Here is a 23,066-nt window from a genome sequence, read left to right on the forward strand (position 1 = left end):
CGATGACGCGTTCAGTCCGAAGACGCCGTCAAACGTGCCGCCAGACCGCTGAAGCGACGCGTGCTACGAGCCACGGTGCGGCGCAGCGTGCCCGGCGTCGCCACCAGCGTGACCTGACGACGCGCGCGGGTCACGGCGGTGTAGAGCAGCTCGCGGCCGAGTACGCGCGCATCGTGCGGCGGCAGCACGATGTCGACCGCCTCGAATTCCGAGCCCTGGCTCTTGTGGATGGTCATGGCGTAGGCGCTTTCGCATTCGGGCAGCGCCGCCAGGGCCAGCTTGCGCACGCCGCCCTCGGCGTCCGGGAACCAGGCGCGCAGCACGCCTTCGGCATCGGACAGCACCACGCCGATGTCGCCGTTGAACAACGACACGCCGTAGGCGTTGCGGGTCACCAGCAGCAGACGGCCCGGATACCACAACGCATCCGGCTCCGCCCCTGCACGCTGCCGCAGGGTCCGCTCGAAGGCCTCGTTCAGCGTGTGGCTGCCCCAGGCTCCATCGCGCAACGCAGTCAGTACTCGATGCCGGGTGGACATCGCCAACGCTTCGCGGGGATCGTCGCAGTGCGCCAGCGCTGCGAAGCGTTCGACGTGCCGCCCGACCAGCGCCGTCGGCGGGTGCTGTGCAGCCCCCTCGTCCAGGTGCACATCCACGTAGGTCGCTTCCGTCAGCCCGCGACATAGCGCATCGCCTTCGCCGGCGCGGATCATCGCGGCCACCTGCCCCAGTCCGCTGTCGCCGTCGAAACGATGCGAACGATGCAACTCGACCACCGCATCGGCAAACCGCCCAGCATCCGCATGCGAGTTCACCCACGCGCCTGTCACCGCATGCACCAGCGCCGCACGTGCGGGCGACACCGCGCCCTCGCCGGCAGCGGCGCACACGGTCGCGAGCACGTTGCCGGCCTCGACCGAAGCCAGCTGGTCGCGGTCGCCAAGCAGCACCAGGCGCGCGCCCTCCGGCAGCGCGTCCAGCAACCTTGCCATCAACGGCAGATCGACCATCGACACTTCGTCGACGACGACCAGATCGGTATCCAGCGGGTACCCGGCGTGATGGCGAAAGTGCGTGCTGCCGCGACGCACGCCGAGCAGACGGTGCAGGGTCGACGCCGTGGTCGGCAACGCTTGCCGCACGTCCTCGTCCACCTTCAGCGCATCGATGCGCTCGCGCAGCGACTCGCTGAGCCGTGCAGCGGCTTTGCCCGTGGGCGCGGCCAGATGAATGCGCGGCGCGGCCTGTCCCGAAGCCCGCCGCTGCCCGATCCAGGCCGCCAGTAGCCAGAGCACCGTGGTGGTCTTGCCGGTGCCCGGCCCGCCGGTGATGACGGTCAGCGGGGAGATCAGACCGGTCAGGGCCGCCAGCGCCTGCCGGTCCGGCTCAGCGCCCCCCAACGCAAAGAAAGGGTCGAGCGCCGCGCGCAGAGCGTCCGCATCCACAGCCGGCGCCGGTGCCGAAAGCAGGCGGCGCAGCACCTGCGCCACCCGGCCTTCGTGATGGAAATAGCGTCCCAGCCAGACACGCTCTTCGTCGTACAGCAGCGGCTCGACGGCCGCATCCGACGCCGGCGCTGCCCAACGGCTCGTCTGCAGCGCCTGCTGCAGATGCTCGACCGCCGGAAGTTCCGGCAGCGCATCATCGTCACCGCAGGCTTCGCCGAGTACGGCCGGCAGTTGCGACAGCGGCAGACAACTGTGCCCCTGCGAGACCGCCAGCGAAGCCGCCGCGGCCAGCAACCCCAGCTCCATCGGCACATCCGCCTCCAGATCGAGCAGGCAGCGGCCGAGTTCAATATCGAGCGGGCGCAGCACGCCGCGCGCCTGCAGTCGATCAAGCAGATCGCCACGCGGATTCATGACCGGCCTCCGGGCGCACGCAACAGCGCATCCATGGCGAAAACCAGTTCGGGCGGCGGACGATCCGCATGGATGCCGTTGCCTTCCGGACCCACGCCCATCCCGCGCAGGAACAGGTAGCGCACGCCGCCGAAATCGCGCGCATAGTCGTAGTCATCGCCGCGCAGCTGGCGAAGCCAGCGATGCAGGGCCACGGTGTAGATGAGGTATTGCAGATCATAGTCGCTGTCGTGCACGGCCACGCGAAGCGGCTCGGGCGCGTAGTCGGCGACGCGGTCGCCGAGATGATTGGTCTTGTAGTCGGCGATCCACCAGCGGTCCGCATGCACGAAGACCAGATCGATGATGCCGTTCATCAGACCGCGCAGGCGTCCGCCGACATGGGCGAAGCGCTCGCGCTGCAACTGGTAGCCATGGACATGCAGCACGTCCAGCAACTGCTGCGGGTCGGCCCCTTCCATGCCGAAATCAAACACCATTTCGGCACGCCGCATGCTCTCCGGGAGCGCGGCCAGACACAGGTCGTCGACCACCGGCGTGCGCAGTGTGCGGCGCAGAAGGTCCTCGACCGAACGCTGCGCCGCCGCTCCGCTGAATCCCTGCGCCGCCAGCGCGCGCATCACGATTTCGCGCTGCGTATCGGGCACCGCACCGGCATCGTCGGCCCAGGCTGCGAAGTCGATGTGTTCGAGCGCGTCGTGTACTGCACTGCCGAAACGGCTTCCGTGCAGGCCGCCGGCCATCGCCGGCACGCGCGCATCGGCGTCTGTCGCCGATGCGGCGGACGCGTCGGTGTCGAAGTGCGGCGAGTGCCCACCCTCGGCCAGTCGCGAAAAGCTGTGATGACGCCAATCGCGATCCAGTTCGCGCTGGAAACGGCGCGCCTGTAGCTGCGGCGTCTGTGCTGGCGGCGCGACGCCGATGTGCACAGGCTCCGGCAAAGGCGCTTCCGCCACGCTCGCACCGCCGCGTGCCAGCAACGCCTCCACACCATCCGCAAGCACCCAGCCGAGCACGCTTCCCGCCGGCGTTCTGCCCGACGCTGGCACGCTGAGCCAGCACGAGTGCCGGGCGCGCGTCACGCCGACGTAGAGCTTGCGCACGCCCTCGGCAAGCTCTTCCCGCTGCGCAGCGGCCATCGCTTCGTCATCGTCCGGGTCACGATCACCGGATCCGCTGGCGATGAATCGGCGCACCAGATCATCGCCGTCGTGATAGCGCGCGAACCCGCCCTTCTCCGGCTTGCGCGCCTGCATCAACGCGGCGAACGGCAGCAACACCAGATCGAATTCCAGTCCCTTGCTGGCGTGCACGGTCATGATCTGCACACGCTCGGCATCGCTTTCCAAACGCAACTGCTCGTTCTCGTTGCCAGCGTCGGCCAGGGCCATGCGCCGCGCCAGCCAGTCGCGCTGCGCACGCGCGCTGGACAGACGACGCGCCTCGGCCTGCAACGCATCGCCCAACTGCATCAGATTGCTGAGACAGCGCTCGCCGTCGGGTTCGGCCAGCAGCCGGCGCGCGTGCCGTTCGCCGAGACGCTCCAGCATCGCCAGCACGCCGCGCTCCAGCCAGCGTGCGCGCAGGTCGTCAAGTTCGTCGCGCCAGTCGGCATCGTGATCCTGCATGGTCCGCAGATCGCCGAGGCGACGTCCGAGCAGGCGTGTGCACAGCGCGCCGCGCGCCAGTCCGGCATGACGCGGCGCCAGCAAGGCATCGAGGATGCGGCACAGTTCGACGGCCTCCTGCGTGGCGTAGACGCTCTCGCGCCGCTGGCACACGGCGGGTACACCGCAGGCCGCCAATGCATCCTGGACGCGCATGGCCTGCCGGTTCGAGTCGACCAGTACCGCAATGCTGCCGGGCGCGACCGATACCTCGCGCAACTGCGCCGTCTCGGGCGTCAGCAAACGCGCCACCTCGCCGGCGCAAGCGAGGGCGAGACTTTCTTCAAGCGCTTCGCGTCCACCGGGCGGCGCCTCGTCGGGCAGTCGCCAGAGCGTCATCGGCGCGACCTGCTCGCCGTTCCGACGCAAGGCGCCATCCGCTTCCTTGCCGCCCGATTGCACCGATTCGAAGGCAATGCCGTCTTCGACGAAGACATCCTCGCGCCCGCTGAACAGGGCTTCGCAGGCGGTCAGCAATCCGGCAGCGGAACGGTAGTTGTGATCCAGCGACCAGTGCGCCGCGGCCAGGCGCTTGGCGCGCAAATAGGCATGCACGTCGCCGCCACGGAAGCCGTAAATGGCCTGCTTGGGGTCGCCGATGCAGAACAGCACGCCCTGCTCGGCGTAGAGCCGACGGAAGATCTCGAACTGACGCGCATCGGTGTCCTGGAATTCATCGACCAGGGCGACCGGATATTGCGCATGCAGCGCCTGGCGCAGACGTTCGCCGCGCGCGCCGTCGTCGAGACCGCGATGCACCCATTCGATCTGGTCGGCGTAGGACAGGCGTGACAGATCGCGCTTGCGCGCGGCCAGCCCCTCACGCGCTTCGCGCAGCAATGCATGCAGCACGACCGGCGTCCGGGCGCGGACCTGGTCCGCGTAGGCGGACTCGGCACGCAGCCAGTCGTCGATGGCCGTGAACGCCGCATGCCCCGCGAACGGCGGCTTGTTCTTCTTGACCGCAGCGGCCAGTTTCTCGCCGGCGAATTTCTGCAGCAGGTTCGGTGCCGGCCGTCCGCCCTCGGCCAGTTGCCGGTGCAGGTCGCGCAGGCCCTCCACGCTATCGGACTTGTACCGCCCGCCGTGCAGATGACCCGCCTCGAACGCCGCCCGGAACACGGCCACGGCCTCTTCACCCGCCTCGCTCCAGATCCGGTGCAACGCCTCGCGCGCCGCGTCGACGTCTTCGGGCTGGCAAGGCGCCATCGCGTCGGCATCCGGCGACGGGAGCGGTTCGATGCGGCCATGGAAGTCGATGAGGGGCTTCAGCGTCGTGGCCAGCGCCTCCGGCGTCGAGCCGAGCGTCAGCAACGCGTGCCGGTCGACGATGTCCTCGGCGCTGCCCCAGCGCAGCCACGCGTCGGCGGCGAAGGACGCCAGCAGATCGTCGTCGGAGGGTTCGAGCGTGCGGGTTTCGCTGACACCTTCGATCAGCGCTGCATGCTCACCCAGCACGCGCTGGCAGAATCCGTGAATGGTGAAAATCGCCGCCTCGTCCATGCGCGTCACGGCCTGCTGCAGGCGATGCGCCAGATCGGACGGTGCTTCCTCGCCGCACTCCAGCGTGCGGCGAAGCAGCGCCAGCGCCCAGCGCTGCTCGCCGTCCAGGGTGTCCGGAAGTGCGGCGTCAGAATCGATCCAGGGCTGCGCCGCGACCCGCGCGCACACGGCCAGGCGCTGCCGAAGGCGCTGACGCAGTTCCTCGGTCGCGGCCTTGGTGAACGTCATTACCAGAATCTGCCGCGTTTCCAGATTTCGCTCGACCACCAGCCGCGCATACAGCCCGGCGATGGTGTAGGTCTTGCCCGTGCCGGCGCTGGCCTCGATCTGCTGCACATCGGCCAACGGCACGCGCAGCGCCATGTCGGTGTCGGCCAGATTCCGCAACACCTCGTTCATGGCGCACCTCCGTTCCGCAGCGCTTGGCACAACGGCAGATGGACATGCGCGGCAAGAGCCTCGAAACGCCCCTGCAACGCCGCGCCATCGAACAGCTCGCGACCGCGGAAGGCCAACGCGAACCAGGCATCGCCGGCCTCGGCGTAGGTGTTGTACCCCCCTGCCCAGCTGCCTTGCGCGGCTTTGCATGCCGCCGCCTCATCCTCGCCGGCTGCGCGCTTCTCCGCCCAGGCGAAGGCTGTGCGCAAAGGAAGCGGCAACGCCTCGCGCCGGCCTTCGCGATGCACGTCCAGCAACACGCGCAGATGCGCACACGCTTCCGCGGCCGTGGGCATGGCCGGGCGCCACGGCAATCGCCAGGATGCCTTTCCGCTGTCGCGCCCCCAGGCCAGGCAATCCGGCGCGATTTCCAGTGCGCGCGCAGCCAGGGCGCCCAACCACCAGTGCATCCAGCCGCCTGCGCTGTGCGAAGCACCGACCCATGCGCCGTATCCGCCTTCGTGGAGTTCCTCGAGCACGCCGGTCAGCACCCTCCCCTCGCCCAGATCCAGGCGGAAACGATGCGGCGCCTGCGGTGGATGCGCCTGCCGCCATGCCTGCCATTGCCGCAATCCCGGTCCCAGCGACTGCAGGGTGTCGCGCAGGGCCGTCTCGCCCCAGGCCAACGGCGGCAACAGCGCCTGCGCGCGCAGGGCCTCCAGGGTCTGTCCGGCCGTATCATCGACGTTCGCGGCCAGCACTGTGTCAAGGCGATGTCGCTGCAGCGGTTCGAGCGTCAGCGGCTCACGTTCGTCGACCTCCTCGTCCGGCGCGGACAACGTGATGCCCGCCTCGATCCGCAGGAACGCCGCGGCGGGATTGCGGAAGAACTGCCGCAACGCAGCCAGCTCGACCGCTTCCGTTTCATTCTCCGCCGACCATGCGTCGTCGGCGAACACGACCGGCTCGACGCGGCGCGGCGCGGGACGCGCCGCCTCCAGCCATTCGTCGCGATAAGTGAACACGTTCGCATCGTGCATGGGCACATCATCCGGAACGAACAGGCGCGATGAGAACGCCTGCATCGGATGCTGCGTGACCAATTGCTTGCGCGCAGCGGCAGGATCGCGGAAATACCCCTCGCAGACATGGTCGAGCAACTCGCTCAACACCACGGACGGCTCGATCGCCGTGCCCTTGCGCAGATCGATGCCGGTGTAGCTGAGATACAGCTGCCGCTCGGCGGCCATCAGCGTCTGCAGGAAAAGATAGCGATCGTCCTCGCGCACCGAGCGGTCGCCCGGCATGCGACGACCGACCAGCATGCGGTTCAACGCGTCAGCGGGATCGCGGCGCGGAAACGCGTCGGCATCCATGCCCAGCACGCAGATCAGCTTAAACGGCACATTGCGCAACGGCACCAGACCGCAGACGCTGACGCCGCCGGCCAGGAAGCGCTGCTGCGGCGCCTGCTCGCGCAGCTGTTCCTGCGCGAAAGCGCGCACCGTGCGCCAATCCAGAGGCTGGTCGAACGCAGCCTCCGCACTGTGCTCGGCCAGCGCACGCAGGGCGGCTCGAGCGGCTTCCAGCGCACGTTCCTCGTCGCGGCCTTCCGGCTGTGGCACCAGGCGATCCAGCGCCTCGTTGATCAGGGTCTGCCACGCGCCGGGCGGTTGCGGACGCCGTTGCGCATGACGCAGAGTCCGCAAAATGCGCTGGACCGAAAACAAGGCGCCGAGCGCGGCGGTGTCCGCGCCCTCGATGTCGGTCAGCGGTGCAATCCCGTGCAACAACGCACCGGATGTCGCCTCGCCGCTCATGTAGCCCAGCAGCAGACGCCGTCGGCCGAAGCGCCAGCTGTATTCCTCGAACGCGGGCAGACCATGCGCCAGCCGATCCTCGGCGTCCTCGCCCCAGCGGACGCCGGCGTCGCGCACCCATGCGCGCACCGTCTCCAGCACGTCCTCGTCGAGGCCGAAGCCGCGCAGCACGGCCGGCACCGCCAGCACCTCCAGCACTTCGCTGGCCGTCAGCCGCGAGGCGGGCAGATCGAGCAGCCGCAGGAACAGCGCCGCCAGCGCATGCGTCTCGGCCAGCGGGCGGTCGGCCACGGTCCACGGAATACGCCGCGGGTCGTCCACGCCCAACGCGCCGAACACCGCCTCGATGCACGGCGCGTACCGGGCGAGATCCGGCACCATCACCGCGATGTCGCGCGGCTGCAGTTCCGGGTCCTGCTTCAGGCGGTCCAGCAACTGATCGTGCAGCACCTGCACTTCGCGCAGCGGCGAATGGCAGACGTGCACCTGCAACGAACGATCCGCCGGATCGTGCACATCGCGGCGCATATCCGGATCGGGCGCGGACAGCGTGATCACGTCCGCCTGCACGCGCTGCAGCAGGGTGTCGCGCGGCGGATCCTCGTCCTCGGGAAACGTCTCGACGTCCGGCTGCACGTGCTCGTAGGAAAACAGCTGGGCGACGAAATCGCGCCCGACACCGCCCAGCGAGACCAGCAGGCGATTGGGCGGATCGTCGAACAGGCTCTCACCCGCCTCCAGCCGGGTCTCGCATTCCCGGCGATTCGGCAGGTCGCCCCAGTATTCCCGGCATGGCGTGGGCAGGAAGAAATGCAGCGCGCAATGGCGTCCCAGCACGCCCAGCACGCGCAGCACGTCCGGCGACACGTTGATGATGCCGAAGGCGAAAACGCTCGACGGAAGCTGCGCGGGCCGGGGCGCATCCGCTTCGGCGTGACGCCGCAGGAACTGCCCCAGCAGATGACTGCGGGAAGTCGCATCCCCGCGGGTCAGTTGCCGCCACAGCTCCGCCTGCGGATCGTCCGCGTCCTCGCCCCGGGCCCAGCCTTCGAGCAATTCGCGCCGATACCCCTGATAGCGTTCGTACAGCTGCGCCAGATGGCCGGACAACTCGAAGCTGCGCAGATCATCCGCGTCCTCGCCCAACCACGCACGCACGGCGGCTGGCGCGGCCGGATCGCGCAGATGCGCCAGGATGCGCCAGCGCAGGACTTCCCGGTCGAAGCCCGACACCGACGGCAGCTCCGCGTGTTCGGCCCGCAGCAACCGCCATACCAGCTGGGCCGGCGCGATGAATTCCAGGTTGGCGGCGATGCCGTACCGCTCGGCCAACCGCTGCACCAGCCAGCGCCGCAGACCGGGCTGCGGCACCAGCACCGTCTGCGGTTGCAGCAAGTGTGCCGGGTCGCGTCGCGCCAGCAGATCGGCCAAGGTATCGGCCAATGCATCGAGATGAGTGTCGTAGTGCAAATGGAACATGCTGGGCGTCGATCCTGACGGCTCGCGGCAATGGGTCAAGCGTATCCCATCATCCTGCCCGATCGATGTCTCGCGAGATGCGACAAGCATTGTCGCAACGTCTGGCATCGACTGTTCCGCCGACCACACGGTATCGGCCGCGTGGACGATGCCTGCCGCGCCGAAAAGAGCGCACAATGCCCATTCAACGACTTGCGCGCAGCGTCCGCGCCGTTTGCGTCTGTCCCAGCCCGGCGCCCTGTTCGCAGCATTCTGCTTCGCGACTGGAGACCGCCATGATCCACGAAAGCATTCTCGACACCATCGGACGCACCCCCGTCGTGCGTCTGCATCGCATGGCGCCCGAGGGCCGCGAGCTGTTCGTGAAGATCGAATCCTTCAATCCCGGCGGGTCGGTCAAAGACCGTCTCGCCAAAGCCATCATTCTCGACGCCGAGCGACGCGGCACGCTGCAGCCCCGCCAGACCGTGATCGAAGCCACCAGCGGCAACACTGGCGTGGCGCTGGCCATGGTCTGTGCGGCGCGCGGTTATCCGTTCGTGGCCGTGATGGCCGATTCCTTCTCGATCGAGCGCCGCAAGCTGATGCGTGCCTACGGTGCGCGCGTCGTACTCACCCCCGCCGCCGAACGCGGCACCGGCATGGTGAAGCGGGCCGAGGAACTGGCGAAGAAACACGACTGGTTCCTGGCCCGCCAGTTCGAGAACGAAGCCAACCCGTCCTACCACCGCAACACCACGGCCACGGAAATCCTGCGCGACTTTGCCGACCACCGGCTCGACGTCTTCGTCAGCGGCTGGGGCACCGGCGGCACGCTGACCGGCGTGGGCGAGATGCTCAAGGTCGCGCGACCCGAAGTGCGCATTGTCAGCACCGAACCGGCCGTCGCCGCCCTACTCGCCGGCAAGGAATGGAATTCGCACAAGATCCAGGGCTGGACGCCGGACTTCATACCCGAAGTGCTCAATCGCAACGTACCCGACGACAACATCCCGGTCACCGACGACGAAGCCCTCGAAACAGCACGGCGTCTGTCGCGCGAGGAAGGGATCTTCGTCGGCATCTCCGCCGGCGGCACCGTGGCCGCAGCACTGAAGGCCGCGGAAAAGACCCCGCCGGGCGCCGCGATCCTGGCCATGCTGCCGGACACCGGCGAACGCTATCTCAGCACGCCGCTGTTCGAGGGCATCCCGGACGGTTCGGACGATGCGTGGCTGCCCACCCGAGATTGACGACACCGCATCGATTCACGACGCGCGCACAACGCGGTGGCTCCGATGGAACAACGCAGCCACCGCGCCGATCAGCACGCCGCCGGCCAGCGCCAGCATCCAGTCGTCGGCATGCAGCAACTGCATCTGCAGCGCTGCCGCAAGCGTCGGAATCGTCAGCAGCACGATCGCCGAAGCCAGCGCCGCCAGCGGCACAATGCGCGCCGCCCTTGTGCGTCCGCGACCCAACGCCAGCGTCACGGCCGCACTGGCGACGACCAGCACCAGCAACGCCATGCTGCGAGCGTGCACGGCGCTGCCGGAGGATTCCAGACTATAGGCGTAACCGACGCCGACCAGCGCAGTCAGCGCCAGACCACCGCCGATCACCACCGCCCATTCGCGGGCATCGAAGAAACGCAACCGCGTCGTCCTGCGCACGCGCTGCAGCCGCGCGCGGGTGGGCAGCTGCTGGAAGGCCAGCAACGCCGTCGGATGGATGATCAGTTCCAGCCACACCACGTGGATCGGCAGATACAGCAGCGGCAGACCCAGCCAGGGCACGAAGGCGGCCGTCAGCACCAGCGGCATGTGGATCATCAGCAGGTAGGCGAAGCTCAGCTTCAGATTGCCGAACAGCTGACGGCCTTCGGCAATGGCCTCGACGAGGGTGCCGAAGTTGTCGTCGAGCAGCACCACCGGCGCCACTTCGGAAGCTGTGCGCGTGCCGCGTCGGCCCATGGCGATGCCGATGTCGGCCGCCTGCAGTGCGGGCACGTCGTTGACGCCGTCGCCAGTCACCGCCACGATCTCGCCCTCCGCCTGCAGGGCGCGCACGATCTCCAGCTTGTGCATCGGCAGGCAGCGCGCGACGGCGTCGAGATCCGCCAGCGCGGCGACGCCGTCCCGACGCAGATCGCGCACCAGGTCCTCGCCCAGGCGCACTGTTGGCGCCGCACCGCCGAGACCCGCCTCGACGGCGATCGCGCGCGCCGTGAGCGGATGATCGCCGGTGATCATGAGCACGCGGATACCCGCCTGCCGGGTCTCGGCGACGGCTTCCGCGACACCTTCACGCAGCGGATCGGCGAATCCCAGCAGTCCGGCGAACGCATACTCGCGATCCGGCTCCCCGCCAGGCCAGGCCGGCAAGGCGCGTCGCGCGCAAGCGATGACCTTGTAGCCACGCGCCGCCCACTCGCCGGCGCGCGCGCTCCAGACTTCGCGCTCCTCCGATGACAGCGTGCACATTGCGAGTACCGTCTCGGGCGCCCCCTTCGCCACGGCCTCGAACTGTCCATCCTCCAGCACGAACACCGCCACCTCGCGACGGGCTTTCTCCGTGAACGGGAACGTCGCCGCGCGTTCGCCGCCCGCCCCGCCGGCACGTTCGAGAATGGCCGTGTCCATGGGATCGGCACTGTCCTCGCGGCTGGCGCGCGCGGCTACGCGCAGCAGAGCCGGCTCGTCGACATCCGACGCCGGCTGCAGCGTGCGCAGTTGCAACCGGCCTTCGGTCAGGGTGCCGGTCTTGTCGGTGCAGATCGCACTGACACGGCCGATGTTCTCCACCGCCACGGCACGCTGCACCAGGGCGCCGTGGCGCGCCAATCGCCACACGCCGACGCCGAGAAAGGCGGTCAGAACCACCGGAAACTCCTCAGGCAACGCGGCGACCGCCAGCGTCAACGCGCTCACCACCGCATCGAGCAGGCCATGCCCCTGATACCAGCGCGCCAACGCCAGCGCCACGCACATCAGCACGGCCACGGCGACCAGCGCGGTCACCAGCGACGACAACGCCTGCTGCAACGGCGTGCGCTGCCGCGGACCGGTCTGCGCCAGGCGCACGATGCCTCCGTACAGGGTCCGTGCACCGGTATCGACCACGCGCAGCTGCAGCGAACCGGTCAGCAGACGCGTACCGGCCGCGCCCCAGTGCCGATCCTCGATCTCGGCGTCCTCGGGCATCGCACCCGTCCAGGGATGCTTGCGGCACGGCAGCGACTCGCCAGTGAGCGCGGATTCATCGAGCTGCAGATGCTCTCCATCGACGATCACGCCGTCGGCAGGCAGATATTCGGACGCCTCCACCCGCACCAGATCGCCCGGCACGAGATCGACCGTTTCCACCTCGACCAGATGGCCATCACGCCATACCCGGCTACGCATGGCGAGCCGGCTGGCCAAACCTTCCACGCTGGCGCGGCTGCGCCGGTGCAGATACGCGTCCATCCCCAGAATCGGCAGCAGCGCCAGCCCCAGCACCACCGCCTCGGTGTGGTCGCCGAGCAGGGCGAACAGCAGCGAGATGCCGAGCAGGAACCACGGCATCGGATCGCGCGCGCTCTCGCGCAGCACCTCGCGCCAGCCGGCGCGGCGCGACGCAAACATGTCGTTGCGCCCAAAACGCGCGCGCCGCGCCTCCACTTCGGCGCGATCCAGACCGCGCGACGGGTCGGACGGCGAACTCCAGCGTTCAGGGGGAACGTGGTGCTTCATGGGACGACCTCAGCGTCGGTCGCCATCGGCAAGCCTGCATGCCGCTCGGTCTACCTCGGAACAGACTCGTACATCGAAAACGGATGCCATGCGCGCGCGCCTCCCCGGTTGGCGATGCCGATCACCCCGGCAGTTCGAAGCGTAACGCAGATACGCTCCGGGATACTCCACGGCGGACCCGTGGCCTGCACTCGACCAGAGACTCCCGGCACTCACGCCGCGCAGGTGTTCCATCAAACCGTGCGTGCCGCCGACCGCCATGCACACGTCGACCGGGAACCGAAAGAGGCCGGGCCTAGCACGACTCACCAACCAGCGGATGCCTTCTCAGTGCGTCGTCGAAAAACGGTCCGAGCACGACGCGACAGACACCGACGCGACCGCTTCATCCGCCACGATGCGTCCCCGCTCCATGCGCACCCGCCGATCGACCAGATACGAGAGGCCCTCGAGCCGGTGCGTGATAAGCAGCACCGTGCGTCCCTCGGCCAGCGTCGCCAGCGCCCCCATCAACGACTGCGCGGTGGCGGCGTCGAGTCCTTCGGTCGGCTCGTCCAGCAGCAGGATCGGGCGATCCGCGAGCAGCGCACGCGCGATGGCCACGCGACGCGCCTCGCCGCCCGAGAGATGCGCGCCGCCTTCGCCCAGCCAGGTGTCGTACCCATCCGGCAGTGCCGCGACACACTCGCTCAGCTGCGCCGCGTGCACAGCGGCCTCAATCTGCGCGCGGGTGGCGTCGGGGCGCGCTACTCGCAGATTCTCGATCAGGGTGGCGTCGAACAGGTGCGTGCGCTGTTCGACCACGGCGATGGCGGCGCGTACATCGTCCGTCGCGTAATCGGTGATAGAGCGTCCGCCCCACATGATTCGCCCGCCCTCGAAAGGCTGGAAACGCAGCAGCGCCGCCGCGAGGCTGCTCTTGCCCGCACCCGAAGCGCCGGTCACCGCCACGCGGCTGCCGAACGGAAGCTCCAGATCCACGCCGTCCAGCGCCCACGGCGCGTCCTCGGCATAGCGAAGCCGCACGCCGCGCAGGGAAATATCCGGCTGCGACGGCGGCTTGGCTGACTCCGCCGGGTCCTCGACCGCCGGTTCGGCGTCGACCAACTCGAACACCCGTGCCGCCGCCGCCCTGGTCGCGCCCCATCGCGTGAAAGCCTCGGGCAGCACGGCCAGCACCTCGAACGCCGCCATGCCCAGCAACACCAGCATGACCACATCCGGTCCAGCCAGCCTGTCGGCGCGTGCCGCGGCCGCCCCCAGCAGAAGGGTTCCCGCCGCCACCGCCTGTGCCAGCAGCGGTATCAACGACTGGCCGCGCTCCTGCAGGGCATCCAGACGCGCCAGCCGCATCTGCTGCGCATCGGTCAGCGCATGAATGCGCGCCTCGCGCACTGCATCGGCACCATACAGCCGCAGCTCGGCCGCGCCGCGCACCAGATCGCCGACCTCCGCGCGCAGCGCCGCCTCATCGCGCACCATCGCCTCAGACGGCGCGCGGCTGCGCACGATCAGCCAACGCGGCAGCAGCACGGCCGCCGCCGTCGCCGCGACCGCCGTCAGCACGGCCACCGGCCAGGCGTAGGCCGCCTGCACCGCCAGCACCAACGGCAACGCCAGCAGCGCAACGACGATGGGGATGCCGATCCCCAGGTAGGCGTGTTCGAGCCGGTCCACATCGGCACGCAACCGCGAGAACAGGTCTGCCGAGCCAAGAAAACCGGTCCGCGCCGGCGCCAGCGGCAGCAGACGATCGAACAGCCACAACCGCAGGCGCGACAGCACCCGCAGGGTCGCCTCGTGATTGACCAGCCGCTCGACATAACGGCCGCCGGTGCGCAACAGCGCCATGGCGCGGATCAGCGCGGCCGGCGTGTAGTAGTTCAGCACCGCGCCCGTGGCGCCGGCCAGCGCCATGCTGGCGATGAAGTGCCCCGCAATCGCCATCAGGGCGATGCCGGCCAGCGTGCTGATCAGGGACACCAGCACGCCCAGCATCATCCAGCGTCGCTGGCTGCCCAGCACGCGCCAGAAGCGACGCAACGGTCCGGTCACCGACGCGCTCATGCGGCCTCCTCGTTCTGCAGCAGACGGAAGAACGCGCCGCGATCGGCGATCAGCTGCGCTGGCGCGCCCGCCTCGATCACGCGCCCGGCCGCCATCACCACGACCTGATCCGCCGCCCGCGCCGCATCCAGACGATGCGCCACCTGCACTACCGTGCGTCCGCGCCGAAGCGTGGCAATCGCCTCCTGCACTGCCCGTGCGGAGGCTTCGTCCAAATGCTGGGTCGGTTCATCGAGCAATAACAGCGGCGCATCGCGCAGCCAGGCCCGCGCCAGCGCGACGCGCTGTGCCTGACCGCCGGACAGCCCGTAGCCGTTCTCGCCCAGTGGTGTTTCCCAGCCGTGCGGAAGCTCGCGCAGCACCGCGTCGAGCCCTGCCGCGCGCGCGGCGCGTTCCAGCGCCACGTCGTCTGCATCGGGACGCGCCATGCGCACGTTGTCGCGCAGCGTGCCGACGAACAGATGCGGCCGCTGCGGCAGCCAGGCGATGCGCGCACGCCAGGTGTCCGCATCGAGCGCGTCCAGCGCATGCCCTTCGACCTGCACCGTGCCCCGCGACGGTTCGTGGAATCCCATCAGCAACCGAAGCAGACTGCTCTTGCCCGAACCACTGGCGCCCACCACCACCGTGGTTCGGCCAGCGGGGATATCCATCGTGATGCCGTCCAGCCCGGCACGACCCGGCGCATATTCGAAGCGCACGTCCTCGATCTCGATGCGCGGCGGATGCGCAGGAGCGACGACCTTCGACGAAGCGGCAGACGCCGTTCCCTCGGCCGGCGGCGTGGACTCCAGCAGCGCGGCCAGATCGCCCGCGGCCGAGACCGCGTCCATGCGCGCATGCCGCAACGCGCCCAGGGCACGCAGCGGCAAAAAGAATTCCGGCGCCAACAGCAGCACGAACATGCCGTGGGTGAAGGCCACATCGCCCCACATCAGACGGAAACCGACCAGCACCGCGACCACGGCGATGCTCACCATGGCGAAAAATTCCAGCACCAACGACGACAGGAACGCCACGCGCAGCACCGACATCGTCTCGCGGCGGTAGGCCTCGCTGCGTTCCGCCAGCAGCACGCGCCGTCGTGCGCCTGCGCCGAACAGGCGCAGCGTCACCAGCCCCTGCAGACTGTCGAAGAACTGATTGCCCAGACGCAACAGCGTGACCCAGCGGCGCTGACTGGCCCGCTCCGCCACGCCGCCCAGCAGCACCATGAACAACGGCACCAGCGGCGCCGTCACCAGCATCACCAGCCCCGCGACCCAATCCGCCGGAAACGCCGCGACCAGGACGATCAACGGCAACAGCACGGCGGCGGCCTTCTGCGGCAGGTAGCGCGCGTAGTACGGCGCCAGCGCATCCACGCCGTCGACGGTTCGCGTAATGAGATCGGCACTCGACTGTCGCGCCAGCCACGCCGGTCCGCGCGCACGGAACTGTTCGAGCACCCGCATGCGCACGTCCGCCACCACGCGACGACCCGCCTCGAATCCGAACCGGCGCGCCTGCACCGAACACGCGGCACGCACCAGGGCCAGCAACACGAATGCGGCAGCGGCCGGAAGCACGTCGCGCACATGGGCCTTCTGCAGGAGGATCGCGTTCAACGCCCAGGCCAGCAATCCCGCCTGCACGCACAACAGCACCGTACCGGCGGCCCCCAGGCCCATCGCGGACAGCAGCCAGCGTCGGACGGTCCCTTGCTGCTGCGCCAGCCAGTCGGTCGCCCCCGGCGCGGCATCCGCCTTCACGGATGCCACGCCCGAAGCCTTCGCCCGCACCGCGGGCGGTTCATCCGTGTCAGCGTGCGTCATCCGCGGCCGACTGCGATGCGTGTTCATCCTGTGCATCCAGCATCGCACCGCCCGCGGCCGCGCACAGCACGATGGTGGCCGTGCCCAGCAACCAGGCGAAGTACCAGGGACCCAGCTCGCCCAGCACAATGGCCAGGAAAATCGCCACCATCGCCAGCGCCAGGAGCAGCAAGAAAAAGATCGTTCGTTTCATCCTCGCGTCTCCTTCAGTACGCGTGTTCGTCGGCGGCGACATGCTCGGGCTTCACCTTCCCGCGCATCACATAGAACGCCCAGCTGGTGTACCAGACCACCAGTGGCACGAACACCACGGTGAATCCGACCATCCAGGTCAGCGTCAGTTGGCTCGACGTCGCGTTCCACAAAGTCAGGCTCTGCGACGGCTCGCTGCTCGACGGCATCATGAACGGGAACATCGCCGCGCCGACCGTGCCGATCACGCCGATCCAGCCCAGCGCGCCCGACCACCAGCCGAGATGCGAACGGCCCGCACGCGCGGCCAGCGCCGCGCCGATCACGCCGGCGAAACCGACCAGCGGCACCAGCCACAGCGCCGGATGCGCGCTGTAATTGCCGAACCACGCGCCCGAGGCCTGCGTCACCGTCTGCTGCATCGGCGTCTGCGCCAGGTTGCCCGACGGACCGCTGACCAGCTGGAAACCGTCGATCGCGTGCACCCACACGCCGCCCAGGGCGAACAGCACCACAGCCACCGCGGCCGCGACCATGACCAGCTTGCGTGCACGCTGGAACATCGCATCCTCGGCGCCGTTCATCACCGTCAGCGCGCCCATCATCGACGACAGCGCCACCGACAGCACGCCGCACAGGATCGCGAACGGGTTGAACAGGGCCAGGAAGCTGCCGGTGTAGTACGAGGTCAGGTTCCAGCTGAAGTGGAACGGCACACCCTGCAGGATGTTGCCGATGGCCGCGCCGAACACCAGCATCGGCAGGAAGCCGCTGACGAACAGCGACCAGTCCCACACGTTGCGCCAGCGTGCCGACGGCATCTTGCTGCGGTACTCGAAGCCCAGCGGGCGCACGATCATGCTCCACAGCAGCAACAGCATGACCACGTAGAAGCCCGAGAAGGCCGTGGCGTAGATCAGCGGGAACGCCGCGAACACCGCGCCGCCACCGAGGATGAACCACACCTGGTTGCCGTCCCAGTGCGGGCCGATGATGTTCAGCGCCACGCGGCGCTCCAGGTCGTTGCGGCCGACATAGCGCAGGATCGTGCCCACGCCCATGTCCATGCCGACCATCACCGCCAGGCCCATCAGCAGCACGCCGAGCAGCAGCCACCAGACCACTTTAAGAATCAGATAAATTTCCATGGATCAGGCCTCCGCATTCGCCGTGGTCAGGGCCGGTGACGGCTTGTGATCGCCGTGGTCGTCCGGTCCCCTGCGTATCGCGCGCACCATCAGGAACATCTCCACCGCGATGAAGGCGCTGTAGATCAGCACGAAACCAGCCAGCGAGAACACCATGTAGGTGACACTGTGGGTCGAGGCCGACATCCACGTCGGCAGTACGCCGTACACCGTCCACGGCTGCCGGCCCAGCTCGGCGACCAGCCAACCCGCCTCGTTGGCGATGAACGGCACCGGGATCATCCACGGCGCGATCTTCAGGAACCAGCGCCGTCGCTCCACGTTGTTACGCAGCGTGAAGACCACCGCGAGGATGAAGAACGCCAGCATCGCAAAGCCGAACGCGACCATCGTGCGGAACGCCCAGAATACCGGCGCCACAGGAGGAATCGTCGCCTTCGCCGCGGCGTCGACATCGGCGTCCGTCACCTTGCTCAGATCGTGCTGGTAGCCCTGCACAAGGAAACCGTAGCCGAGGTCGTCCTGATGCTGGCGGAACGTCGCCAGCGCGGTCTGGTCCTCGGGATTCTTCGATAACGTCTGCAGGGCCTGCACCGCCGGAATGCCGTTGCGGATGCGCTGCTTGGCCATGGCCTCGAGCTGATCCACGCCCGGCACGCTACCGTCCACCGAGTGCGTGACCAGCAGCGAAAGCGCGTAGGGAATCTGCAGTTCGCCGTGGTTGGTCTGGTCCTTCTGCGACGGGAACGCGACCACGTTGAACGGCATCGGCCCCTGCTCGGTCTTCCACAGGGCTTCCATCGCCGCCAGCTTGGTCGGCTGCGCCTGACCGCCGACAAAGCCCAGCGCGTCACCCAGTGTGATGACGCCGAGCGTGGCCAGGATGCCGAAGATCGCCGCCACGCGGAACGAGCGACGTGCCAGTTCCGTATGACGCTTGCGCAGCATGTAGAACGCGCTGACGCCGCACACGAAGATCGCCGCAGTGACGTAGCCGGCGATGGACGTGTGCACGAACTTCGCCTGCGCATCGTGACTGAAGATCAGGTCGGTGAAGCTGCTCAGCTCCATGCGCATCGTGTGCGGATTGAACGAGGCACCCTGCGGCGTCTGCATGAAGCTGTTGGCGATCAGGATCCACAACGCCGACAGATTCGAACCCACCGCCACCAGGTAGGTCACGGCCAGATGCTGACCGCGCTTGAGGCGGTCCCAGCCGAACACCATGATGCCGACGAAGGTCGACTCCATGAAGAACGCCATCAGGCCCTCGATGGCCAGCGGCGCGCCAAAGATGTCACCGACGAAGCTCGAGTAGAACGACCAGTTGGTGCCGAACTCGAACTCCATAGTGAGGCCGGTGGCCACGCCGATGGCGAAATTAATGAGGAAGAGTTTGCCCCAGAACTGGGCCATGTCCTTGTATATCTTGCGCCCGGTGGTGACGTAGATCGTCTCCATCGCAGCCAGCAGGAAGGACAGTCCCAGTGTCAACGGCACAAACAGGAAGTGGTACAGCGCGGTAGCGGCGAACTGCCATCGCGAGAGTTCGACAACGGTCGAGTCGATCATCATGGATTCCCTGGTAGCCAACCTGTGCACCGGCGGGGAAGCCCCCGGACCGGCGACAACACGAACACCCTACTATCTTGGATGTCGCGTTGCAGCGTACTCCAAGGATGCACGGCAAACTCGCGGCAGAATGTCGCGAATTCTGCCTACCTGCGCGGGAGTTGACTCAGATCAATTGCGGGAAGAGATGGAGGCGGCGCGACCGCCCGGAACCTCGCTCCGGACGGTCGCGCCTTGCAACGACCACGAGACGGCTAGGCTGCCACGTGGGTACGCATGGCGTCGCGCTGCAATTCGCTCCAATGCGGCGGTGCGGGCCAATTCGGCTCGAACTCGCCACTGAGCGCAGCCTGCAGATCGCGGCGATCCAGGTGCGGCGCGAACTGCTCGACAAGATCCAGCGTGTAACTGCGCAACACGCGGTCGCGGCGCAGCACCAGCCAGGTGGTGCAGTCGGGCAGGAGATGCGCGGCATCGAGCATCTGCAGCTCACGGTTGTCCTCGGGACGAATCGCCATCTCGGCCAGGACGCCGACGCCGAGGCCGGCGCGCACGTAGGTCTTGATGAGATCGGCATCGCTCGAGGTGCACGCGAACAGGGGGCGCATGCCGGCCGATTGGAACGCCTGCTGCAGCGAGGACTCCGGTCGCAGCGAGGAGTCGTAGCTGACCAGCGGCTGCCCGGCCAGATCGCCCAGGCGCAACGGCCGGCTCAGGCGCGCTAGCGCATGGCCGCGCGGCACGACGACCGATCGCCGCCAGCGGTACAGCGGCACGGCCAGTCCGCCCAGCGGCGCCGGGCCACTGCTGCTGATGATGGCCAGATCGGCCTGTCCGCCGGCGAACAGGCCATGGATCTGCGCGTCGCCATGCGGACGCAGATGCAGGCCCACGCGCGGATGCTTGCGGCCGAAGGCGGCAATCGCGGATGGCAGCACGAAACGTGCCTGAGTGTGGGTGGTGAGCACGGTCAGATCGCCGTGCGCGTCGCCGCGCAGGTTGGCCGCGAGTGCGCGGATGCTGCGGGCTTCGTCGAGGATGGCGCGGGCGCGGGCGATGACTTGCTGCCCGGCGGGCGTGACCGACTTGAGGCTCTTGCCCTTGCGCGCGAAAAGCTGGAAACCGAGTTCGCCTTCAAGCTGCTTGAGCTGCTTGCTGACGCCAGGTTGCGTGGCGTGGATGCGCTCGGCGGCCAGAGTGATGTTTAGGCCGGAATCGGCGATGGAAACGATATAACGGAGCTGTGTCAGGGTCATGAGGGTTGTTCCGAAGGTGGGCGTTGGCGGTGGTGGCGGGGACCTGCATACATGCGCCAGCAATAATTGGCATTGATCGTGCAAATGTTCATGGTTAGACGTTTCATGGTGTTTCCCTCGTGAAAACCGGCACCGCGCCGGTTATGAGTCTTGAACATATCAGCAGACAGCATATCGGTCCACTGCCCTCATTTGGACGTCTATCACTCCAAATCACGCACAGCGAACAACATACCGAAAAGGCATATCGGAACAGCCAGCCTTCATTTCACGCGCCGCCAAGCTCCGCGTAGGGTCGAGGATCGACGCCACCCCGGCGTCTCCGTCGCCCCCGCAAACACGGAGTTACGCATGAGTCTTCCCCTTGGCGAAACCGCCCCCGATTTCACCGCCGATTCCACCGAAGGTCCGCTGCAGTTCCATGCATGGAGCGGCGACCAGTGGGTCGTGTTCTTCTCGCACCCGAAAGACTTCACCCCGGTGTGCACCACCGAACTGGGTGCCTTCGCACGTCGCAAGGACGAGTTCGCACAGCGCAACACGCGGCTGCTGGGCCTGTCCGTGGACTCGGTGGACGACCACGCACGCTGGGCGCAGGACATCGCCGATGTCGGCGGCACCCCGCTCAATTACCCGCTTCTGGCCGACCCCGAGCGGGCCGTCGCCAAGCTGTACGGCATGTTGCACCCCAAGGCCGACGCCAAGGTCACCGTGCGTTCGGTATTCATCATCGACCCGCAGAAGAAGGTGCGACTGACGCTGACCTACCCGCCCAGCGCCGGCCGCAACATCGACGAGATCCTGCGCGTGCTGGATTCGCTGCAGCTGACCGACGGCAAGCAGCTGACCACACCCGTGGACTGGCGAGCGGGCGAGGACGTGATCATCGCGCCCTCGGTTTCCGACGAAGCGGCCCGCGCGCGCTACCCCGACGGCTGGCGCGCGCTCAAGCCCTATCTGCGCCTGATTCCTGCCGAGCAGGCCTGAACCAACGCACCACGGCCCGTCCGGATTCGCTTGCGAACCGGACGGGCGAACCCATATCCGACACCATGAATACAAACGCGCTCTTCCGCCCACCCGCACCTGTTTCACTTCCACGCAACGACCTGTCCACCGTCATCGGACAGACCCCGCTGATTCGGCTGCACGCCGCCAGCGAAGTCACCGGCTGCGACATCCTGGGCAAGGCCGAATTCATGAACCCCGGCGGCTCGATCAAGGACCGCACGGCGCTGGGTCTGCTCGACGATGCCGAGCGCCGCGGCCGGATCCGTCCCGGCGGCACACTGATCGAGGGCACCGCCGGCAACACGGGCATCGGCCTGGCCCTGGTCGGCAACAGCCGCGGCTACCGCACCATCATCGTCATGCCGCAGACGCAGAGCGCGGAGAAAATCGCCGCCCTGCGCATGACCGGCGCCGAAGTGCGTCTGGTGCCCGCCGTACCGTACAAGGATCCTGGTCACTACGCCCACCGCGCCCGCGCACTGGCCGAAGAGATGAACGCCGCCGATCCCGGCAGCGCCTGGTTCGCCGACCAATTCGACAACACCGCCAACCGCGACTTCCACGAAGCCACCACCGGCCCCGAGATCTGGGAACAGACCGGTGGTGCCGTGGACGGCTTCGTCTGCGCCACCGGCACCGGCGGCACCCTGGCCGGCGTCGGCCGCGCGCTGAAGACGCGCAAGCCGGGCGTGCGCATCGCCCTGGCCGATCCGGCCGGTTCGGCGCTGGCGAACTACGTCAACCACGGCGAACTGAAGTCCGAGGGCAGTTCCATCAGCGAGGGCATCGGGTCCAGCCGCGTGACCGCCAACTTCGACGGCGCGCCGATCGACCTGGCATGGAACATCCCCGACGAAGAATCCGTACCGCTGCTGCACGCCCTGCTCACCGAGGAAGGGCTGTGCCTGGGCGGATCGAGCGGCGTCAACATCGCCGGCGCCATCCGCCTGGCGCGCGAACTCGGTCCCGGCCATACCATCGTCACCATGCTGTGCGATTCCGGCACGCGCTACCCACGGAAACTCTTCAACCCCGCCCTGCTGCGCGAAAAGAACATTCCGGTGCCCGGCTGGCTGGACCGGGCTTTTCCCGCCAACTGAATCGCCGCCCTGCACCGCCCGGTCAACCGGAGCGGCGGCGCATGCGTTCTGGTTCTTCGAAGGCCTGCCGCGCAGGTCCGCGAGGAACCACGCATGAAGAGCACCCTGATCACCGCCCTGGCCGCCCTGTGCCTGTTCGCCGCCGGCAGCGGCGTCGCCACCGCACAGACCGCCCGCGAACACGCCCAGCACCGCCTGCAGCATCGCGCCGAGCGCGTGGACCGGCGTACCGACCATCGCGCGCTGCGCGTCGAACGGCACAGCTCACGCCGCGCGCTGCGGATCGATCGCCGCAGTCATCGCCGCGCGAACCGTCTCGCTGCACACGGACATCCACGCGCGGCGCAGCGTGTCGTGCGCCACGGCGATCATCGCACCGCTCGCGTGCTGCGCCGGGACGATCGCCGCGCCGCCCGGATCGAACACCGTGGCGACCGTCGTGCCATCCGACTCATGCGGCGCGCGGCGCGCAGCTGACACGCAG

At 68.2% G+C, this 23,066-nt stretch carries 14 protein-coding genes; 4 read left to right on the forward strand and 10 right to left on the reverse strand.

Going from position 1 to position 23,066, the window contains the following annotated elements; translation table 11 throughout:
- Positions 1-11: 11 nt before the first annotated feature.
- The 3 genes from recD to recC are packed head-to-tail and all read right to left on the reverse strand — an operon-like array spanning position 12 to position 8,709.
- The gene (gene recD / locus BTJ49_RS13750) at positions 12-1,862 is read right to left on the reverse strand and encodes an exodeoxyribonuclease V subunit alpha (RefSeq protein ID WP_113065998.1); all 1,851 of its coding nucleotides are present in this window, start codon (positions 1,860-1,862) and stop codon (positions 12-14) included.
- The gene (gene recB, locus BTJ49_RS13755; protein WP_168184753.1) at positions 1,859-5,431 is read right to left on the reverse strand and encodes an exodeoxyribonuclease V subunit beta; all 3,573 of its coding nucleotides are present in this window, start codon (positions 5,429-5,431) and stop codon (positions 1,859-1,861) included. The genes recD and recB overlap by 4 nt, the downstream gene beginning before the upstream one ends.
- Positions 5,428-8,709, reverse strand: a complete 3,282-nt coding sequence (recC, locus tag BTJ49_RS13760) for an exodeoxyribonuclease V subunit gamma (RefSeq protein WP_168184754.1) — start codon at positions 8,707-8,709, stop codon at positions 5,428-5,430. Before recC ends, recB begins: the two co-directional genes overlap by 4 nt.
- Before the next feature lie 275 nt (positions 8,710-8,984).
- On the opposite strand from recC, the gene cysK reads away from it, so the two are divergent.
- Positions 8,985-9,941: a cysteine synthase A gene (gene cysK, locus BTJ49_RS13765; protein ID WP_113066001.1), complete on the forward strand. Its 957-nt coding sequence runs from the start codon at positions 8,985-8,987 to the stop codon at positions 9,939-9,941.
- Between the two features lie 15 nt (positions 9,942-9,956).
- Here cysK and BTJ49_RS13770 read toward each other — a convergent pair whose 3' ends face one another.
- The 7 genes from BTJ49_RS13770 to BTJ49_RS13800 all read right to left on the reverse strand — a co-directional run bounded on the left by BTJ49_RS13770 (position 9,957) and on the right by BTJ49_RS13800 (position 20,471).
- Entirely contained in the window at positions 9,957-12,422 is a 2,466-nt protein-coding gene (locus BTJ49_RS13770) for a cation-transporting P-type ATPase (RefSeq protein WP_113066002.1), read from the reverse strand.
- A 327-nt stretch (positions 12,423-12,749) separates the two neighbouring features.
- The gene (gene cydC, locus BTJ49_RS13775; protein ID WP_113066003.1) at positions 12,750-14,489 is read right to left on the reverse strand and encodes a thiol reductant ABC exporter subunit CydC; all 1,740 of its coding nucleotides are present in this window, start codon (positions 14,487-14,489) and stop codon (positions 12,750-12,752) included.
- A complete protein-coding gene (gene cydD, locus BTJ49_RS13780; RefSeq protein WP_168184755.1) occupies positions 14,486-16,249 on the reverse strand; it encodes a thiol reductant ABC exporter subunit CydD in 1,764 nt (587 codons plus the stop codon). The genes cydC and cydD overlap by 4 nt, the downstream gene beginning before the upstream one ends.
- A gap of 40 nt (positions 16,250-16,289) precedes the next feature.
- Positions 16,290-16,496 (reverse strand): hypothetical protein, encoded by a 207-nt coding sequence (locus tag BTJ49_RS13785; protein ID WP_113066005.1) that lies wholly within the window; start codon positions 16,494-16,496, stop codon positions 16,290-16,292.
- Positions 16,497-16,509: 13 nt separating this feature from the next.
- Positions 16,510-17,643 carry a cytochrome d ubiquinol oxidase subunit II gene (gene cydB, locus BTJ49_RS13790; RefSeq protein WP_113066006.1) on the reverse strand — a complete coding sequence of 378 codons (1,134 nt, stop codon included), beginning with the start codon at positions 17,641-17,643 and terminating at the stop codon, positions 16,510-16,512.
- A 3-nt stretch (positions 17,644-17,646) separates the two neighbouring features.
- A complete protein-coding gene (locus tag BTJ49_RS13795; RefSeq protein WP_240601843.1) occupies positions 17,647-19,218 on the reverse strand; it encodes a cytochrome ubiquinol oxidase subunit I in 1,572 nt (523 codons plus the stop codon).
- A 251-nt stretch (positions 19,219-19,469) separates the two neighbouring features.
- Positions 19,470-20,471, reverse strand: a complete 1,002-nt coding sequence (locus BTJ49_RS13800) for a LysR substrate-binding domain-containing protein (protein WP_113066007.1) — start codon at positions 20,469-20,471, stop codon at positions 19,470-19,472.
- Between the two features lie 351 nt (positions 20,472-20,822).
- On the opposite strand from BTJ49_RS13800, the gene BTJ49_RS13805 reads away from it, so the two are divergent.
- From BTJ49_RS13805 to BTJ49_RS13815, 3 genes are all read left to right on the forward strand, one after another.
- Positions 20,823-21,458: a peroxiredoxin gene (locus BTJ49_RS13805; RefSeq protein ID WP_113066008.1), complete on the forward strand. Its 636-nt coding sequence runs from the start codon at positions 20,823-20,825 to the stop codon at positions 21,456-21,458.
- Between the two features lie 65 nt (positions 21,459-21,523).
- Positions 21,524-22,582, forward strand: a complete 1,059-nt coding sequence (locus BTJ49_RS13810) for a cysteine synthase A (protein WP_113066009.1) — start codon at positions 21,524-21,526, stop codon at positions 22,580-22,582.
- A 93-nt stretch (positions 22,583-22,675) separates the two neighbouring features.
- Positions 22,676-23,059, forward strand: a complete 384-nt coding sequence (locus tag BTJ49_RS13815; RefSeq protein ID WP_113066010.1) for a hypothetical protein — start codon at positions 22,676-22,678, stop codon at positions 23,057-23,059.
- The last annotated feature ends 7 nt before the right edge of the window (positions 23,060-23,066 follow it).

The organism is Oleiagrimonas sp. MCCC 1A03011 (assembly GCF_003267965.1).
GTDB classification, from domain to species: domain Bacteria; phylum Pseudomonadota; class Gammaproteobacteria; order Xanthomonadales; family Rhodanobacteraceae; genus Oleiagrimonas; species Oleiagrimonas citrea.

Coding starts and splice junctions, on each gene's coding strand:
- BTJ49_RS13800 (WP_113066007.1), bottom strand. CDS start 20,471: ATGACCCTGACACAGCTCCGTTATATCGTTTCCATCGCCGATTCCGGC.
- recB (WP_168184753.1), bottom strand. CDS start 5,431: ATGAACGAGGTGTTGCGGAATCTGGCCGACACCGACATGGCGCTGCGC.
- recD (WP_113065998.1), bottom strand. CDS start 1,862: ATGAATCCGCGTGGCGATCTGCTTGATCGACTGCAGGCGCGCGGCGTG.
- BTJ49_RS13785 (WP_113066005.1), bottom strand. CDS start 16,496: ATGAAACGAACGATCTTTTTCTTGCTGCTCCTGGCGCTGGCGATGGTG.
- BTJ49_RS13805 (WP_113066008.1), top strand. CDS start 20,823: ATGAGTCTTCCCCTTGGCGAAACCGCCCCCGATTTCACCGCCGATTCC.
- cydB (WP_113066006.1), bottom strand. CDS start 17,643: ATGGAAATTTATCTGATTCTTAAAGTGGTCTGGTGGCTGCTGCTCGGC.
- BTJ49_RS13810 (WP_113066009.1), top strand. CDS start 21,524: ATGAATACAAACGCGCTCTTCCGCCCACCCGCACCTGTTTCACTTCCA.
- BTJ49_RS13815 (WP_113066010.1), top strand. CDS start 22,676: ATGAAGAGCACCCTGATCACCGCCCTGGCCGCCCTGTGCCTGTTCGCC.
- cysK (WP_113066001.1), top strand. CDS start 8,985: ATGATCCACGAAAGCATTCTCGACACCATCGGACGCACCCCCGTCGTG.
- recC (WP_168184754.1), bottom strand. CDS start 8,709: ATGTTCCATTTGCACTACGACACTCATCTCGATGCATTGGCCGATACC.
- BTJ49_RS13795 (WP_240601843.1), bottom strand. CDS start 19,218: ATGATGATCGACTCGACCGTTGTCGAACTCTCGCGATGGCAGTTCGCC.
- BTJ49_RS13770 (WP_113066002.1), bottom strand. CDS start 12,422: ATGAAGCACCACGTTCCCCCTGAACGCTGGAGTTCGCCGTCCGACCCG.
- cydC (WP_113066003.1), bottom strand. CDS start 14,489: ATGAGCGCGTCGGTGACCGGACCGTTGCGTCGCTTCTGGCGCGTGCTG.